Annotated in this window: 13 protein-coding genes; 6 read left to right on the forward strand and 7 right to left on the reverse strand. The window is 39.9% G+C overall.

Annotation, left to right across the window (positions count from 1 at the left end; translation table 11 throughout):
• Window positions 1-13 precede the first annotated feature (13 nt).
• Entirely contained in the window at window positions 14-406 is a 393-nt protein-coding gene (locus ALFOR1_RS16665; protein WP_104643732.1) for an ACT domain-containing protein, read from the forward strand.
• A 108-nt stretch (window positions 407-514) separates the two neighbouring features.
• Here ALFOR1_RS16665 and ALFOR1_RS16670 read toward each other — a convergent pair whose 3' ends face one another.
• From ALFOR1_RS16670 to ALFOR1_RS16695, 6 genes are all read right to left on the reverse strand, one after another.
• Complete coding sequence (locus ALFOR1_RS16670; RefSeq protein WP_058550429.1) at window positions 515-946, reverse strand: hypothetical protein; 432 nt, start codon at window positions 944-946, stop codon at window positions 515-517.
• 166 nt (window positions 947-1,112) lie between these two features.
• Window positions 1,113-1,769 (reverse strand): class I SAM-dependent methyltransferase, encoded by a 657-nt coding sequence (locus tag ALFOR1_RS16675; protein ID WP_104643733.1) that lies wholly within the window; start codon window positions 1,767-1,769, stop codon window positions 1,113-1,115.
• A 20-nt stretch (window positions 1,770-1,789) separates the two neighbouring features.
• Entirely contained in the window at window positions 1,790-5,440 is a 3,651-nt protein-coding gene (locus ALFOR1_RS16680; protein ID WP_104643734.1) for an AAA family ATPase, read from the reverse strand.
• Window positions 5,437-6,684, reverse strand: coding sequence for an exonuclease SbcCD subunit D (locus ALFOR1_RS16685; protein WP_104643735.1), 1,248 nt, complete (start codon window positions 6,682-6,684; stop codon window positions 5,437-5,439). The genes ALFOR1_RS16680 and ALFOR1_RS16685 overlap by 4 nt, the downstream gene beginning before the upstream one ends.
• A 79-nt stretch (window positions 6,685-6,763) precedes the next feature.
• Window positions 6,764-7,000, reverse strand: a complete 237-nt coding sequence (locus ALFOR1_RS16690) for a hypothetical protein (protein WP_058550433.1) — start codon at window positions 6,998-7,000, stop codon at window positions 6,764-6,766.
• A 134-nt stretch (window positions 7,001-7,134) separates the two neighbouring features.
• Window positions 7,135-7,371 (reverse strand): hypothetical protein, encoded by a 237-nt coding sequence (locus ALFOR1_RS16695; protein ID WP_058550434.1) that lies wholly within the window; start codon window positions 7,369-7,371, stop codon window positions 7,135-7,137.
• 293 nt (window positions 7,372-7,664) lie between these two features.
• Between ALFOR1_RS16695 and ALFOR1_RS16700 the strand changes: the two genes are divergently transcribed.
• The 4 genes from ALFOR1_RS16700 (at window position 7,665) to ALFOR1_RS16715 (ending at window position 12,379) form a co-directional block, all read left to right on the forward strand.
• The gene (locus tag ALFOR1_RS16700; protein WP_104643736.1) at window positions 7,665-10,112 is read left to right on the forward strand and encodes a M1 family metallopeptidase; all 2,448 of its coding nucleotides are present in this window, start codon (window positions 7,665-7,667) and stop codon (window positions 10,110-10,112) included.
• Window positions 10,112-10,606 carry a DUF6702 family protein gene (locus ALFOR1_RS16705; protein ID WP_058550436.1) on the forward strand — a complete coding sequence of 165 codons (495 nt, stop codon included), beginning with the start codon at window positions 10,112-10,114 and terminating at the stop codon, window positions 10,604-10,606. The genes ALFOR1_RS16700 and ALFOR1_RS16705 overlap by 1 nt, the downstream gene beginning before the upstream one ends.
• A 308-nt stretch (window positions 10,607-10,914) precedes the next feature.
• Window positions 10,915-11,532: an HAD family hydrolase gene (locus ALFOR1_RS16710; RefSeq protein ID WP_058550437.1), complete on the forward strand. Its 618-nt coding sequence runs from the start codon at window positions 10,915-10,917 to the stop codon at window positions 11,530-11,532.
• A 121-nt stretch (window positions 11,533-11,653) separates the two neighbouring features.
• Entirely contained in the window at window positions 11,654-12,379 is a 726-nt protein-coding gene (locus ALFOR1_RS16715) for a YebC/PmpR family DNA-binding transcriptional regulator (protein ID WP_058550438.1), read from the forward strand.
• A 197-nt stretch (window positions 12,380-12,576) separates the two neighbouring features.
• Here ALFOR1_RS16715 and ALFOR1_RS16720 read toward each other — a convergent pair whose 3' ends face one another.
• Window positions 12,577-14,757: a malate synthase G gene (locus ALFOR1_RS16720; RefSeq protein ID WP_104643737.1), complete on the reverse strand. Its 2,181-nt coding sequence runs from the start codon at window positions 14,755-14,757 to the stop codon at window positions 12,577-12,579.
• Window positions 14,758-15,000: 243 nt separating this feature from the next.
• On the opposite strand from ALFOR1_RS16720, the gene ALFOR1_RS16725 reads away from it, so the two are divergent.
• Entirely contained in the window at window positions 15,001-16,602 is a 1,602-nt protein-coding gene (locus ALFOR1_RS16725) for an isocitrate lyase (RefSeq protein ID WP_058550440.1), read from the forward strand.
• The last annotated feature ends 516 nt before the right edge of the window (window positions 16,603-17,118 follow it).

A 17,118-nucleotide genomic window follows, 5' to 3' on the forward strand; every position in this document is an offset into this window, starting at 1 on the left:
GTAAGGAGTCAACATGGCAGGAATTTTAGAATTAAACACCTTGCTTAAAACAATGAACCCCGAGCTTAAGCAAGATGAATACATATTTTGTTGTTTAGCAGGCAGCCTTGCCGACTATGTTCATTTAAACCCACTTGCCAGTTATGTTGAAGATGAAGGCCTAACCCTTATTTTAAACGCAGACACAGCCGAGAAAGCCGGTATTACTTGCGAGAGTAAATATAATTTAATTACCCTTAATGTGCATTCAAGCCTTGAGGCTGTAGGGTTAACCGCTGCGGTATCGGCTAAATTAACCGAGCATAATATTAGCGCTAACGTAGTAGCTGCGTTCTATCACGACCATATTTTTATACAAACCGATAAAGCGCAGGCCGCGATGAAAGCACTTGGAGAGATTGGTTAGAGACTTAGTTGATATAAATCTGATCTGAGTAACATGTAATCAGTGGTTTGCGATCTTTTTTATGTAAAACACAAAGCCGATATTGCAGTATCGGCTTTGGTTGTTGTTTTATTTATCGCTGCAAAAGTGACGCGCTACAGACTCTAGTTTTACTTTATCGCCTGCAGTTACGGCTACACATTGCGTATTTTTATCAAGTTTTTGCTTTTGAATTACAGTAAATTCACCCTCGTTGGCAGCGTATAAATTATATTGATAGGCATCATTACCGCCTTCAAATAATGCGGTAAATAACCCTCCCACTAACCCACCAATTATTGCTCCGCCGAGCATTTCTTCGCTGTTGCCATCTAAGTTATCGACAAAGCCGAATCCGGCGCCAGCTGCTATTCCTGTGCCTACTTCAGATGAAAGTGTTACGGGTTGCATTGATTCTACTGATGCGTAGTAACGCTTAACTATTTGGTTTTGATTGTTTCGATCTACCCCTTGTGATGCACAGCCTGAGAGTAGTAATACCGCGATAAGATACTTTTCCATGTTGAATCCCTTAAAATATTTAATAGGGAGATTGTAAGTATGAAAGCATAAAAAATATGTGAGGAGTTTGTTTGTAGCTGTCAGGAAATGTAAGGATGTGTATAAAATAAAACACCGAGTATGCATACTCGGTGTTATGGGGTTACATTACGTAAACTTTATGTTTTTAAACAACGTACCCGCTAAAACCAAGCACTTTAAAATAAAGCTTAGGAATGCCGTATTTACACTCGTTAAGTAACTCGCTAAAGCGCATTCTATCAAGTGGGTAAAATTCACTTTCTAAGTTTTGAGCTGTGTAGGCTTGCCCTGCATCACTTAAGCCTAAATCGGCACACACTGTAATTTGTGCTTCGCGCTCAAAGTCGGTTTCGGGTTTCATTAAATCGCTGATAAATAAGTTTGCGCCTTTATTTAAATTAGCTTTAATGTTTTTAAGTAGCTGCTTTTTACTGCCGTCGTCTTCTAAAAAGTGCATTACGAGTAGGCATAGTGCGGCATCGGCCTTTGTTGAAAGTTTATCAAGCTCGCCTTCAATAACGTTAACGCGCTCTGATATGCCTTGCTCTTCAAACTCTTGTTTAGCAATGGCGAGCATATCACTAGAGATATCTTGCGCAGTAAATTGCCAGGTAGGATTTAATGCTGCTAGGGCGAGTACTTCTTTTCCTGTACCAGCGCCTACGACTAAAATATGCGCATTATCCTTAAGAGTTGCTTTAAGTTGTGCATTGGTAACTTGGTGTAATAGCTCATAACCAGGCACTAAGCGTGTTATACGGCTATTGTATTGAGTTGCTTGCTCGTCTTTAAATGTTGGCATTTTTAACTCCTTTAATCAGCTTATAAAACTTCAACAGTGGAGTATCCACCACTTTGTTTACTTACATGTACTTGCGTGGCTACACGTTCGCTCATTTCACTCACGTGCGATATAACCCCTACTTTGCGGCCTTGTGCTTGTAATGAATCGAGCGCGTCCATAGCAACGCTGAGTGTTTCGCTATCTAACGTACCAAACCCTTCGTCAATAAACAAAGAGTTGATTTGAACTTTATTTGACGAAAGCGATGCAAGCCCTAATGCCAGCGCCAGTGATACTAAAAATGACTCACCACCAGAGAGCGTATTAACCGAGCGTTGTTCGTCGGCCATGTCGCGGTCAATAATGGCAATATCGAGCGATTGCGCAATGGCTGTGAGCTCGTAGCGTTTGTTAAGGGTTTTTAAATGGCTGTTAGCATAATGCAGTAATATTTTTAACGTTTGTGTTTGCGCTAAGTTACGCATGGTTTTACCTGTTGCATCGCCCAATACCTTATTAAGTAGGTGCCACTGCTCTACTTGCTTTTTAAGGGTAGCGAGCTCAGTTTGTTTACCTTCAAGTGCTTTAGCATTTTGATTGTGCTGCTCTATGGCGGTATTAGTGGCAAGTAAACTATTTTGCTGCTCAGTTTGCTTTGTATTTAATGCCGCTAATTGTTCGCTAAGTTCTGTGTGGCTTTGTGATGGCTTGTTAGTATTTTGATGATCTGTATGCGCACTTTGTTGCTGTTTAAGCGCAGCATTTGCATCTAAAAGTGCAGCTGAAAGCTGCTCAAACTGGGTTAAATGGGCTTTAATTTGCTCGCTGCTTAACGTTAGTAAAATTGTGATCTGCTCATGCGTTGCCTCATTATACTGGGCTTTAAAGTCACTAAACCACTGCTTATAACGCGCATCAAGGGTTGTAAGCTCTGTGCTTTGCTCGGCTAATCGAAGCTCTGCGTTTTTAAGCTCAATTGCATGCTCGTCTCGTTTTTTTACAGCACTATCATAAGCTTGCTGGCTCGTGTTTAACTGTGTTTGGCACAGCTCAAGCTGTGCATTAATTTTTGCTTGATAGTCGTTTGCGCTTATTTGTTCGTTATTAAATAACGCAAGGCGCTCACTTTGTATTGTATTTTGTAGCTGCTGAGCGCTGACTAAATCATCTTTTAGTGTTTTAAGTGCACTCTCGCTTTTAGTAATTAGCGGCGTAAGTTGCTGCAATTGCTGATTAGCAGTGTCTATTTGTTTTTGGCTTTGCTCAAGTTGCGCATGTGTTTGCTGATACTGCTCAACCTGCTGGCTTAAATCGCTTAAGTTAAGTGAGCCTGTTTGTAGTTGCTGCCAAAAGTTGCTGTGTTCAAATTGTGCATTAAGCGTTGTAGTGAGCTCACTAATTTGCGACGTTAGCTCAGCGTGTTTTGTATTTATTTGGCTTAGTTTATTGGTTAAATCACTATTTAAATTATGCAATTGTTGCTGTGTTTGTTGCTTTGCTTTTAGTGAGTTTTGTTGTTGGTTTACTTTTTCTTGCAGGGAATTTTGTTGTTTTTGCGATTCAAAATACTGCGCTTTTTGCTCATTAAGCTGTTTATAGGTTTCATCTAGCTGCTCTGCTGTAAGTGCATTTAGATGAGTACGCGCAGCCTCCATGGTGGTTTTCATTTCGCTTCGTTTAGCATTGAGCGTTTGAATGGTTTGTCCGTGCTGAGCGTGTTCGTTAACGAGTACGGCATGCTGTGTTTGATGCGTGTGTAACTGCGTTTGGGCACTATCGTGCTGCTTTTTTACATTAGTATAGCTGGCTTCAAAATCGGCTATTAAGTTGTTTAATTGCGAGTTTTGGTTAGTAGCATAGGGGTGCTCAGTTGCACCGCACACTATGCAGGGCTCGTTAGGGTTAAGCTGTGTGCGCAAATGCTCTACGTTTTCGCTGGCACGCAGGCGAGCTTGGTTTAGCGCGTATTCGTTATGTTTTAGTGCTTGCTCGCACGTTGCTAGGTTTTGTAAAAGCGAGTGCTGCTGTTGTTCACTTTGGCTAAGTTTAGCTGCAATGTTATTTTGCGCTTGTGTGCTTTGCTTAAGCTCTTGGGTAAATTGTGCGTAGCGTATTCGCTGCTCTTTTAAATAATCAATATTTTTAAGTTCGCTGTCGCATTGCTCAATATTAAATTGGCGCTGTTGCTCGTTCAGCTCGTTTAGGTTTTTTTGATCATGGCTTAGTTGCTGCTCTTGCTGCTCTACTTTTTTATTTTGCGTTGTTAAAAGCTCTGCCTGTTTGCTTTGCTCAGTAAGTAACGCCTGGTTTTGAGCAGCTGTTGCTTTAAGCTGCTCATTAGCGCTTAGATACTGATTAAAGCTATGTAGGTAGTAATTCCAATCATTTGCTAATGGCTTAAGCTGCGTGTGATCAGCAAGCCATTGCTGATGCTGCGTGTTTAGCTTAGTTGCTTCGTCAAGCGCGGTTTGGCTTTGCTTATGTTGCGCGTGTAAATCACTTAATTGCTGTTGCTCTTTGTCGTGTTGCTGAGTAAGGCTAGTAATGCTTTGTGCGTGTATAGCAAGCTGGCTGTCTAGCTCGCGGGCTTTTGCAATAATTGGCTCAGCAGATTGCTTTTGCTCTTGCGCTGTTTTTAACTCGCTTTGCTTTGTTTTAAGTGTTGCGGCCTGCTCTTCTATAAGCGCGGCATGGTCAATATTTTTTAAGTCAGTTATTTGTGTATTAAGGGCGTTATTTTGCGCCGTTAAATACTCATGTCGCTTACGGTTATCTTTTATTTCTAGCGCACTTTGTGCTTGTTTTGCTTGCTCGCTTTGCTGTGCAATTGCTTCAAGCTCGCTATTAGCATGCTGCTGATTTTTTGTGGCTTCTTCAAGTGCTTGCTCAAGTGCACTGGCTTGCTTATACCAGTTTAGACTTTGCTCTGTGCTTATTAGCGCTTTTTTAGTATCTTCTATTTGCTGTTTTAGCTCATTAAGCGTGGTGTGTTTTACTGCTAATTCGTCTTCACTTAATAAGGTATAGCTTGCGAGGCTTGCTTGAAGTAAATCAAATTTATCTTTTAATTCTTTGTTGCGCTCAAATATACGTTTACCAATAAGACTAAATTTGTCGGTGCCCGTTAAGCATTCTAATAATTGCGCGCGCTCATCGCCGGTGGCTTTTAAAAAGGCAGCAAATTCGTGCTGCGCTAATAATACCGCGCGGGAGAATTGCTCAAAGCTTAAACCTATTTTGGTTTCTATTTCTTTTATGGTTTGGCTTTTGTCGGCTATGAGGGTTTCATCTGGCAAGGTAACTAACGTGTGCTCAGCTACTTTTAATTTACCCGTTACTTTTTTATGGGTGCGCTGGATTGAATATCGCGCGCGGTAAAGTTGTTTGTCTTGCCCAACAAAGTCAACTTCTGCGAAGCCTTCCCACTTTCCTCGGCGCAATAAGTTACGTGCATCGTTTAATTTTATGCTGTCGCCATTAAAATCAATCAGGTTACCTTTATCGCCTTTTAGCCGTGCTGTTTTTGTGTAAAGTGCTAAACAAATGGCATCTAAAAAGGTACTTTTACCCGCGCCTGTGTCACCGGTTATAGCAAATAAGCCCGCATCTTTTAGTGGAGCTTGAGTAAAGTCGATTTCGGCGTCAACAATAGATGCTAAGTTATGTATGCGTACTGCGGTTATTTTCATAGTTGCTCTTGCTCCGTCAGCTCATTTATAACATCGCTTAAAAGTGCTTTTAGTTCATCGGGTACACTTTGCCCGGCCATATCTTTATCATTTGCGAATGCTTGCTCTAATAAATTTTGTGGATTTAGCATTTCAACTTCACTTAAATCTTCAAACACAGACTCGTTGTCGTCTGTTGCTGATTTTTCACGTACTCGTTCGATACCGCAAAATCTTACATTTTTGCCCTCAAGTGCTTGTTCTATTTGTTCTCTGAAAGTGGTGTCGGTATCACTTGATTTAAGCTTTACGCGTAAATATGGCGCTAATGTACTTTGCGCTGTATCGAGGGTTTTAATTTGTTCGCACAGTTCATCTAATGGCACAGACTCCCCTTTTGGTAAAATAATAACATCGGCTGAGCGCGGAATGTAAAGGGGGTTTACAGTTGTGCTAATACTCTGTTTTTCATCGCTTTTAAATTCGATAATATTAACTTGGTGAGTGTAATTACGCTCTGAAAACGACATAGGAATAGGCGTGCCGCTGTAGCGAATAGCGTCATTTTTAGCAACTTGTTGCGCTTTGTGTAAATGGCCTAGAGCGACATAGTTGGCTTTACTGCCAAATACATTGGCTGAAATTGATTCTTCCCCGCCTATCACTAAGTTACGCTCTGAATCGCTTGATATGTCGCCGCCTTTAGCATGTAAATGGCCCATAACTATTAACGGTGAATTTTGCTCATTAATTTTATAAGCATGCTCAAGGGCAAGCTCATAAGCTTTTGCAACGCCTTGTGCGTAGCTAGGGCCGTTTTTTGTTTGGCTTAGTGAACTTATATCGCTTGAGCGTAAAAAAGGCATAGCGGCGATTACAGCGCGTTTATTATTAGTGTTTATTTCTATAATAATATCGCTAGGCGCTGATACATCAAAACGCCCTACTACGTGTGTATCAAATTGAGCAAGCAAAGGCTGAGCCGCCAAAATACGATTTGCAGAGTCATGGTTGCCCGCGATAAGAACCACATGTAATTGTGGGCACTGCTTTTTTACGTCTTTTATAAACTGATAAAGTTGGTTTTCGGCGCTAGCGCTTGGTGTTGCCGTATGATAAATGTCGCCTGCAACTAATAATAAATCTATTTGCTGCTCAACAAGTGTGGCAAGTAACCAGGTAAAAAATGCTTGATGCTCTACACGGCGGTCGTGTTCGTAAAATTGTTGGCCAAGGTGCCAATCTGAGGTGTGGAGGACTTTCATGTCGCGCTCTTAATAAAACCGTAAGAGCGCCAATATACCCAAGGCAGTTAAAGATGCAAGCCTTGGGCGTGCTTTAGCGCTAGGTTAAGTTATACCACGCTGCAAAAATAACCGGTAAAGCTAAAAGTGCCATTAATAATGGTAATTTTAACGTTTTAGTTTGCTTTGCTTGTAATGCTTTAAGTGCGTTTGTTTCGTTACAGGCCGCTACTTTATCAATATAAAAATAACCTGAATCGAGATACTGCTTGCAGTTGTTCTCACTTGCTGGGATTGCAATTAGTTCTTGTTGTTTTTTTAGGATGTAAAAATCCATAAGCCCACCGCATTTCTTACTAGTAATCGATACAAATTTGAGGATAAATGTGACGAATTTATTTGCCTCAAATAAAAAGGTGGGCGATTTTAAATACAAACAGCAACAAAGATCAACCTAAAATTACACTATTTTTAATTTATCGTATAAATAGTTAAAATTAATGAAAACACCGCAATATTTGCGCCAATTATTAGCCACATTTTACTGTGTTTTTGTTCAGTAGGTAAGCGTTTGAGCGCATCTTGCTTGTCGCATGCCGACACCACATTAACATACGAATATTGGTTAGCTTCGTAGCGTTCAAGTAATGATTTTTCAGCAGGGATTGCTTCGAGCTGATGATCTTTTTTTACGATGTAAAATTTCATACGTTGCCCCTTTAACACGTTACTTAATTTAACTTTAAGCTATTACTATGAATTAGGCCTGAAGCAAGTAAATTCAAAGGTGTGTACCTGTTTTGATACGTGGACTCTTCTGAGTTTTGTAAACCCCCTTTACACTTTTTAGCTTGTTGCATTTTGTTACAAAATAACTGTATTTTTTTATACTTAAAAATAGGCGTATATCACCCTAAAAATACGGTACTTGGTCGCTAATTTATTGAAGCTTGAAGGTATATTTGTCAAAGTACGCTCACAAAATTATTTTAGGACTAACAATGAAAAAAATAAGTCTTACGCTAAGTGCTTTTGTATTGCCGTTGGCAATATCTAGTGCAGCTATGGCGTCTTCAGTTGAGCAAACAAAAGGCTCTTACGTTGATAAGTTTCGTCAATTAGACGAAGCTCTTCCAACACCTAATGTTTACCGCAGTGCAGCCGGTGAGCCGGGTGAAAATTATTGGCAGCAACGTGTTAATTACGACATTGATGTAAAGCTAGACGAAAAAAAACGCCGTATTACTGGTAGCCAAAGTATTGAATATAAAAATAACTCGCCACATACATTAAAATATTTGTGGTTACAGCTAGATCAAAATATATTTAAAAGCGACTCTATTGCTGAAACAACTAAAACTTTTAAAAGCACACTTAATAGCTTACCTGCGCAAAAGCCAGCTAAGTTAAGTTTAGGTGAGCTTCGCCGTCAGCAGTTTATGAGCGATAACGAACTGGGTTATACAATTAGTGGCGTTAAAGATGACAATGGCAAAGAGTTACGTGTAACGGTTGTTGATACATTAATGCGCATTGATTTAAACGAGCCATTAAAGCCAGGCAAAGAAGCTGAGTTTAGTATGAACTTTGCTTTTAACATTGTAGAAGAAGATGCCGTTGGCGCACGCTCTGGTTACGAGCACTTTGAAGAAGATGGCAACGATATATTTTTACTTGCTCAGTGGTTTCCACGTTTAGCTGCTTACACAGATTACGAAGCATGGACTAACAAACCGTTTTTAGGTTCTGGTGAGTTTACGCTTGAATTTGGTGACTACGACGTAGAAATTACGGTTCCTGCAGATCACATTGTATCGGCAACAGGTAAGCTTGATAACGCAAGTAAAGTACTTACACGCACTCAACGTAATCGCTTAGAAAAAGCAGAAACGTCAAAACGCCCTGTGTTTATCGTTACTGAAGAAGAAGCGTTAGAAAACGAAAAAGAAGGCACCGACAAAACTAAAACCTGGCACTTTAAAGCAGAAAATGTACGTGACTTTGCTTGGGCGTCTTCTCGTAAGTTTATGTGGGATGCAAAAGGGTATCAGCAAGGCGGCGACGTTCAACCGCTCGTAATGGCTATGTCGTTCTTCCCTAAAGAAGGTGGCGATTTATGGAAAAAATACTCAACCGAAGCTGTAGTGCATACGATGGAAGTGTACTCTAAGTACTCGTTTGATTACCCATACCCAGTGGCTCAATCGGTAAATGGACCAGTGGGTGGTATGGAATACCCAATGATTACCTTTAACGGTCCGCGTACGAAGCTACAGGACGATGGTACGCGTACTTATTCGCAAGCTGAAAAGCGTTTTTTACTTGGCGTAGTTATTCATGAAGTTGGCCATATTTACTTCCCTATGATTGTTAACTCAGATGAACGCCAATGGACGTGGATGGATGAAGGTTTAAATAGCTTTTTAGATGGCGTTGCTGGTCGTGAATGGGATCCTACGATTCCTTGGGGCGTTGAGCCACGCGATATAGTGAGCTACATGAAGTCTGAAAACCAAGTACCTGTAATGACTCAGTCTGACAGCGTATTACGTTTAGGTCCAAATGCTTATACTAAACCTGCTGCTGCACTTAATATTTTACGTGAAGTTATTTTAGGTCGCGATTTATTTGATTTTGCATTTAAAGAGTACGCTCAGCGCTGGAAATACAAGCGTCCTACTCCAGCAGATTTTTTCCGTACCATGGAAGAAGCCTCTGGTGTTGATTTAGATTGGTTTTGGCGTGGTTGGTTTTACACCACAGACCATGTAGATATTTCGCTGGATAAAGTTTATCAACTGCGTTTAGACACTAAAAACCCAGATATTGACTACAGCCGCCTACGCGATATTGAAGCCGATAAGCCAACGTCTTTATTTGTTGAGCGCAATCGCGCTGAAGGTAAAAAAACGTGGGTTGAGAAAAATACTGACGTCACAGATTTTTACGACGAAAACGACCGCTTTACTGTTACCAATAAAGAGCGTAACTCGTATAACAAGTTCTTAAAAGGTTTAGAGCCTTGGGAGCGTAAAACGCTAGACCGCGCGCTTGAAGAAGATAAAAACTATTATGTTATGGAATTTTCAAACCTAGGTGGTTTGGTAATGCCTATTTTGTTAGAGCTAACTTATGAAGATGGCACTACTGAAGAGCGTTATATTCCTGCTGAAATTTGGCGTCGTAATTACAAAAACGTTCAAAAGCTAATTGTTACTGATAAGAACAAACCACTTGTTTCGGTAACTGTTGATCCACGCTGGGAAACTGCAGATGTGGATGTTGAGAACAATAACTACCCTCGTCGTATTATTCCTTCGCGTATAGAAGTATTCAAAAAGGAAAAGAGTAAAGCTAAGGTTAGCCGCGATATCATGCAAGATATTAAAACTGAGCTTAAAACGGACGAGAAAAAAGACGAAAAGGATGACGGTGAGGAGCAACAGTAATGCGCTTTTTGCTTGTTATTGTTTGCCTTTTAGTTGCTGCGCCAAGTATGGCGCATCAATTAAAGTCATCAGTTACTACTGTGCTTTTTAATAAACGTACGAGTAATATTGAGCTTATGCATCGCTTTTACTTACATGACACCGAGCATGCTGTAGGTAAATTATTTGAAGGCAAGGTTGATATTATTAGCAATAAAGTTGATCAGCAGCGTTTTGCTAAATATGTTGAATCGCACGTGGCTTTAAAAACGCTCAGCGGTGAAACTTTGAAGCTTAACTCTGTTGGAGCACAAGTAGATGGTAAGTTTTTTTGGGTATACCAAGAGGCAGCCATTCCTAAAGGGATTAAGGGTATAAAAATGAGTAATGGCGCACTGCGTGATTTATGGCCATCTCAGGTAAATATGGTAAACGTTGAAGGTAAAGGAAAAATTAAAACCCTTAACTTTAGCCAAGACGATACTTGGCTTGAAGCCCGCTTTGAGCAAAACTAATATTTAATACTTTCCCAACCGACGCGCACTGCAGTTAATGTGCGCGTTTTCTTTATACGTTTAAACTGTGTTCATTTTTGATCTGCTATGTGTAAATTTGCGTAAAGATTGGTAGTTCAGTTTGTATATTTACCTTTTCTTGCACATGCTACAATTACCAATTATATTTACTGTGTTATCAATAGATTGATAGCGGTGAAAATAAATAATTTAAATATGGTTTCATTTATCCTTTTATATAAAGGCATAAGCAGTAGAGATTTTTATGTTTAAATTTCATTTAGTACTAACTAAATTCAGGGAATGATATGACTACTCAGGTAGAGGCTATTTATGGTGTTATTTTTGATTTAGATGGAACCCTAGTTTCGTCAGAATTAGATTTTTCGTTAATAAAAGCTCAGATTGGTTGCCCTTGTGAACAAGATTTACTTGATTACATTGCTCAGTTGCCATCCCCTTATATGCGTGAGGAGGCAATGAATATTGTTCATCAACACGAGTTAATAGATGCTCAACATGCCAGTATTTTACCGGGCGTGGCTGATGCCGTTAATGCTTTAAAAGCAAAAAAAATTCCTATGGCTATTGTTACTCGCAATTTTGATAAAGCAGCTGCGATTAAGCTACAAAATAACCCACTCCCTATTGAAACAGTATTAACCCGAAGTGATGCGCCAGCAAAGCCCGATCCGAGTGCGTTAAATGCAATTTCTACACTATGGAATATAAGCCCTAGCAATTTATTGTACGTAGGGGATTTTCTATACGATATACAAGCTGCACATAATGCGAATATGCGCGCTTGTTTATACGCTCCTGATACCACTCCAGCATACGCCGACCAAGCAGATTATGTTTTACATGATTTTATAGAATTAGTGACTTTGGTAGACAGCTACTCTAAAAAAATAGAATTATGTTAAATAGTGTGCAGTTTTATTTATTCAACAAATAGAGCTGCATTATTTAAATTTGATAACTAGCCCAATACGACTGAAATTGATAAAATATGGCAAAAGGTAACGTATTCATTAGAGGCACAAAATGGGCAGAGCATTTGTAGTTCGTCAAAGTTCTATGATCAAAACAGCCAACGCAAAAACAAAAATAAACTCAAAGTACGGTAAAGAGATTTACGTTGCAGCAAAAAATGGCGAACCCGATCCTGAAGTTAATCAAACACTACGTCGCTTAATCGAAAAAGCTAAAAAAGACCAAGTTCCAGCACACGTTATTGAAAAAGCAATTGAAAAAGCAGCCGGTGGGGCAGGGGAAGATTACTCTGTTGCTCGCTACGAAGGGTATGGCCCTGGAAATTGCATGGTTATTGTTGATTGCTTAACAGATAACCCAAACCGTACAATAAAAGATGTGCGCTTACCGTTTACTAAAACAGACTCAAAAATTGGTACTCCTGGGTGTGTTGCACATATGTTTGATCATTATGCAGTACTTGGTTTTGCTGGTGATGACGATGAAGTTGTACTAGAAGCACTAATGATGGCCGATGTAGATGTGAGCGATGTTGAGTGCGAGAATGGTAAAGTATCGGTTTTTGCTCCGCCAACAGAATACTTTAAAGCTAAAACTGCCCTTGAAGACGCATTTGAAGGCATTAACTTTGAAGTAGACGAAATAACGTTTATTCCTCAAGTTAATATTGAAATTGAAGACGAAGAAGTGATTGCTAACTTTGATAAGTTTATAAATATGCTTGAAGATTGTGACGATGTACAAAATATTTATCACAATGCTATTGTAAAAAATTAGAGTAAACTCCTAAAAATATTAAAAAAGCGCGTTTTGTGTAAGCAAAACGCGCTTTTTTACGTTTGAATAAATGTTAGATATTCATGCATATTATGCTTATTTGGATATATCTTTTACAAATGTCATAAAAGTACAAATATTTTAATTTCAGGTTATAAAAACCAGCTCCAAGGCCGGTTTAGTAACGTTAAAGTGTATTAGCTTTGCTGTGATTTATATTTGATACGGTAGCTATGCAGTAATGGCTCGGTGTAACCACTTGGTTGTTTTGCACCTTCTAAAACTAAAGCGAGAGCTGCTTGATAAGCAATGCTATTTTTAAGTGATAGCTCGTTACTTGCCATCGGTTTATAAGCGCTGTCGTGCTCGTTTTGGCCATCAACTACTTTAGCCATTTTAGCCATTGTTGACTCTATTTGAGCCTGCGTACATACCCCATGGTGAAGCCAATTAGCCATATGTTGGCTTGAAATACGCAGTGTAGCTCTGTCTTCCATTAAACCTACATGGTTTATATCGGGCACTTTTGAGCAGCCAATCCCTTGGTCTATCCAACGTACAACATAACCTAAAATGCCTTGTGCATTGTTTTCAAGCTCACTTTGAATATCTTCTTTTGAGAGCGTTGTAACATTGTCCATTAATGGTGGCGTAAGTAAGTCGCTAAGGCTTGCTTGTGCACGTGTCGCTATGTTTTGTTGCTTGTTAAATACATTTACATCATGATAATGCATTGCATGTAAGGTCGCCGCCGTAGGGGAGGGTACCCATGCGGTATTGGCACCAGATTGCGGGTGCGCAAGTTTTTGCTCCATCATTAGTGCCATTTTATCTGGCATTGGCCACATGCCTTTACCTATTTGTGCTTTGTGACTTAAGCCACAAGCAAGGCCAATATCTACGTTACGGTCTTCGTATGCTTGGATCCATGGCTGCTTTTTAATCTCAGCTTTTGGTAATACAACTCCTGCATGCATTGAGGTATGAATTTCGTCTCCGGTTCTATCTAAAAAGCCGGTGTTAATAAATACAACACGCTCTTTAGCTCTATGTATACAGGCTTTTAAATTTGCAGAGGTGCGGCGCTCTTCATCCATAATGCCCATTTTAAGTGTATTTTTAGGTAAACCGAGTGCCTCTTCTACGTGGCTAAACAATGTGTTGGTAAAGGCGACTTCGTCGGGGCCATGCATTTTTGGCTTTACAATATTTATACTTTGCGCGCTTGAGTTTTTAATGCCTGTTTTTTTGTTTAAGTCGTGCAGGGCTGCTGTGGCTGTAAACATTGCATCCATAATGCCTTCAAATACAGGCTGACCGTAAATATCAGAAATAGCCGGATTAGTCATTAAATGGCCTACATTACGTACAAACATCATACTACGGCCTTTTAAGGTCACTGTGCCACCATCAAGAGCTGTGTATGTTTTATCGCTTTGTAAGGTGCGCTCTACCGTTTTATTTCCTTTTTTAAATGACTCAGTTAAATTACCTTGCATAAGGCCTAACCAATTTTTATAAACTTGTACTTTATCCTCGGCATCAACTGCGGCTACAGAGTCTTCGCAATCCATTATGGTAGTGAGAGCGGCCTCGAGTACGACATCTTTTAAGCCAGCTTTATCGGCTTGGCCAATAGGGTGGTGATGGTCTATTTGTAGTTCTAAATGTAGGCCATTATTTTTTAATAAAATAACGCTTGGGTTTTGTGCTTCACCCTTAAAGCCAACAAGTTGTGAAGGGTTAGCAAGCGTTGTTTGCGAGCTGTCGCGAAGCGTTATAACTAGGCTGCCATTAACTACTGAGTAATTAGTGCTTTCAATGTGCGAACCATTACTTAGCGGTAATGCTTTATCTAAAAACTGGCGTGCATAAGCCATTACTTTAAAGCCGCGCACTGGGTTATATGTGCTGCCTTTTTCGGCGCCGTCTTCTTCACTTAGCACGTCTGTGCCGTATAGAGCGTCGTATAATGAACCCCAACGAGCATTTGCTGCGTTAAGCGCAAAGCGTGCATTACTAACAGGCACAACTAATTGTGGGCCAGCTGTAAGTGCGACTTCAGGCTCAACATTTTGAGTCTCAATACTAAAATTTTCAGGCTCTTTTACCAAGTAACCTATTTCTTGTAAAAAAGAGTGATATGCAGCGCTGTCCCACGATTTATTTTTTAAGTGGTAGTCGTCTATTTGCTGCTGCAATTGCTCTCTTTTTTCAAGTAGTGCACGGTTTGTTGGCGTCAGTGTTTGCACTATATTTGCAAAGCTTTTCCAAAATTGCTGCTCTGATAAATGAGTACCTGGAAGTAGCTTTGTTTTAACAAAGTCAGCTAGCTGTGTATCTACGCTTAGCCCTGAGTGTGTGAGAGTGTGAGTCATAATTACCTTCCTTAAACGGTGCCGTGTGTTGTTTTTATAAGTGTGTGTTAAACAAACAATACCGCATAAATACAGTGTTGAGTGCTTTTTGCTCATTCATAAAATATATAGCCGTAATAACAACTATAAATTTACTAAATCTAAAAAATGAGCCTAATGTTGAATTAAGCAAACGGAGCACACACTCCTAGCCACTCTCACAACATTAAAATAATTTATAGACCCGTTCGAAGGATTTTTATTATGACAACGTACACACACGAAACAGACACTCTAGCGACCCTTTGCCAATCACAAGGTAATGCGTGGAAAGCAATTAACCCAGAGTATGCAAGCCGCATGCGTTTACAAAACCGCTTTCGTACTGGGATTGAAATTGCACAATACACAGCCGACGTAATGCGTGAAGATATGGCTGCATACGATAAAGACACAAGCCAATACACACAGTCTTTAGGGTGCTGGCATGGTTTTACTGCGCAGCAGATGATGATGGCTATTAAGCGTCATCAAAAAACAACTAAACGCAGTTACGTTTACTTAAGTGGTTGGATGGTTGCAGCGCTTCGCTCTGCATTTGGCCCATTACCCGATCAAAGCATGCACGAGAAAACATCGGTACCTGCATTAATTGAAGAGATTTATACGTTTTTAAAACAAGCTGATGCACGTGAACTAGACCATTTGTTTAACGATTTAGATGAAGCAAAAGCAAATGGTGGTGATGTACAAGCTGTGCTTGATAAAATCGATAACTTTGAAACCCATGTAGTGCCAATTATTGCCGATATTGACGCTGGCTTTGGTAACGAAGAAGCAACCTACTTACTTGCTAAAAAAATGATTGAAGCCGGCGCGTGTGCCATTCAGATTGAAAACCAAGTGTCTGACGCTAAACAATGTGGCCACCAAGCGGGTAAAGTGACCGTACCGCATGAAGACTTTTTAGCAAAAATTAATGCTGTTCGTTACGCATTTTTAGAGCTAGGGATTGATAACGGTATTATTGTGGCACGTACCGACTCGTTAGGTGCAAGCCTTACACAAAAAGTGCCGGTATCTCAAACGCCTGGTGATTTAGCTAGCCAATACAACGCCTTTTTAGAAACTACACCTATTAATGGGGTAGATGACTTAAATGAAGGTGATACCGCAATGAAAATTAACGGTGAGCTTTGTAAACCAACTCGTCTTGAAAATGGTTTATACCAGTTCCGCGAAGGCACTGAAAAAGACCGCGTAGTACTTGATTGTATTACTAGCTTACAGTCGGGCGCTGATTTACTGTGGATTGAAACAGAAAAACCACATGTTAAACAAATTGCAGAACTGGTAAATCGCGTTAAAGAGCAAGTACCTGATGCTAAGCTTGTATACAATAACTCTCCTTCATTTAACTGGACGCTTAAGTTCCGCGAGCAAGTGTACCAAGAATGGCAAGAAGCTGGTCGTGACTTAAGTGCTTACCCAAGCTTAGGTGACAACAAAGGTTTAATGGCACCAGAAATGGATGACACTGAGCTTGCTCAAGCAGCTGACTTGCTAGTACAAAACTTCCAGCGCGATGGCGCACGTGAAGCCGGTATTTTCCATCACTTAATCACATTACCTACGTATCATACTGCTGCACTAAGCACTGATATTTTATCTGAAGGTTACTTTGGTGACATGGGTATGCTGGCTTATGTACGTGATGTACAGCGCCAAGAAATTCGCCGTGAGCAGGCGTCAGTTAAGCATCAGGATCTTGCTGGTTCTAACATTGGCGATACTCACAAAGAGTACTTTTCGGGTGATAATGCACTTAAAGCAGGTGGTGAAGATAACACCATGAACCAATTTTAAATTCCTAACTAGATAGTGTTACTCAAGGGCCGGTAGGCCCTTTTTTATTATTTTAAATAAAGTTACGTCACTGACGTACAGCTACAGATCATACTTTAACTAACCAAATTATTTTGGATCACGATTTAACTATCTGAGTAAATTTACAGATCAGAGTTTAACTAACACGGTGTAAAACACATTTTTAACGCTAATTTTTACCGTAAAGGACCTTTGTTGGGCATTAAAAAGCCGATAAGTTACTAATTTTAGATTTATGGAAAGACTAAATGTGTTTTATAAACCGATTTTTTACTAACTTCTCGTTGCTATAAAACAAAATTTTACTAACTGAGAGGTTATAAACAGTGGCTCAAACCGCTTTTTTACTAACTCAAACTAGTTAAAATAGTATAAACCGAAATTTTACTAACTGAAGTTTTAGCTAAGTCCGATATTTGTCTGCCATAAAACTGTAAAGGGGGTTTACAGTTTGAATGCTACAGCAGTAAATTTAAAAGCCACTTATTTAAAGTG

The sequence above is a fragment of the Pseudoalteromonas carrageenovora IAM 12662 genome, assembly GCF_900239935.1.
Classification (GTDB): domain Bacteria; phylum Pseudomonadota; class Gammaproteobacteria; order Enterobacterales; family Alteromonadaceae; genus Pseudoalteromonas; species Pseudoalteromonas carrageenovora.

Bases quoted from the DNA above. Each gene is read 5' to 3' on its own strand.
- ALFOR1_RS16665 (WP_104643732.1), top strand. From the start codon at position 14: ATGGCAGGAATTTTAGAATTAAACACCTTGCTTAAAACAATGAACCCC.
- ALFOR1_RS16670 (WP_058550429.1), bottom strand. From the start codon at position 946: ATGGAAAAGTATCTTATCGCGGTATTACTACTCTCAGGCTGTGCATCA.
- ALFOR1_RS16675 (WP_104643733.1), bottom strand. From the start codon at position 1,769: ATGCCAACATTTAAAGACGAGCAAGCAACTCAATACAATAGCCGTATA.
- ALFOR1_RS16680 (WP_104643734.1), bottom strand. From the start codon at position 5,440: ATGAAAATAACCGCAGTACGCATACATAACTTAGCATCTATTGTTGAC.
- ALFOR1_RS16685 (WP_104643735.1), bottom strand. From the start codon at position 6,684: ATGAAAGTCCTCCACACCTCAGATTGGCACCTTGGCCAACAATTTTAC.
- ALFOR1_RS16690 (WP_058550433.1), bottom strand. From the start codon at position 7,000: ATGGATTTTTACATCCTAAAAAAACAACAAGAACTAATTGCAATCCCA.
- ALFOR1_RS16695 (WP_058550434.1), bottom strand. From the start codon at position 7,371: ATGAAATTTTACATCGTAAAAAAAGATCATCAGCTCGAAGCAATCCCT.
- ALFOR1_RS16700 (WP_104643736.1), top strand. From the start codon at position 7,665: ATGAAAAAAATAAGTCTTACGCTAAGTGCTTTTGTATTGCCGTTGGCA.
- ALFOR1_RS16705 (WP_058550436.1), top strand. From the start codon at position 10,112: ATGCGCTTTTTGCTTGTTATTGTTTGCCTTTTAGTTGCTGCGCCAAGT.
- ALFOR1_RS16710 (WP_058550437.1), top strand. From the start codon at position 10,915: ATGACTACTCAGGTAGAGGCTATTTATGGTGTTATTTTTGATTTAGAT.
- ALFOR1_RS16715 (WP_058550438.1), top strand. From the start codon at position 11,654: ATGGGCAGAGCATTTGTAGTTCGTCAAAGTTCTATGATCAAAACAGCC.
- ALFOR1_RS16720 (WP_104643737.1), bottom strand. From the start codon at position 14,757: ATGACTCACACTCTCACACACTCAGGGCTAAGCGTAGATACACAGCTA.
- ALFOR1_RS16725 (WP_058550440.1), top strand. From the start codon at position 15,001: ATGACAACGTACACACACGAAACAGACACTCTAGCGACCCTTTGCCAA.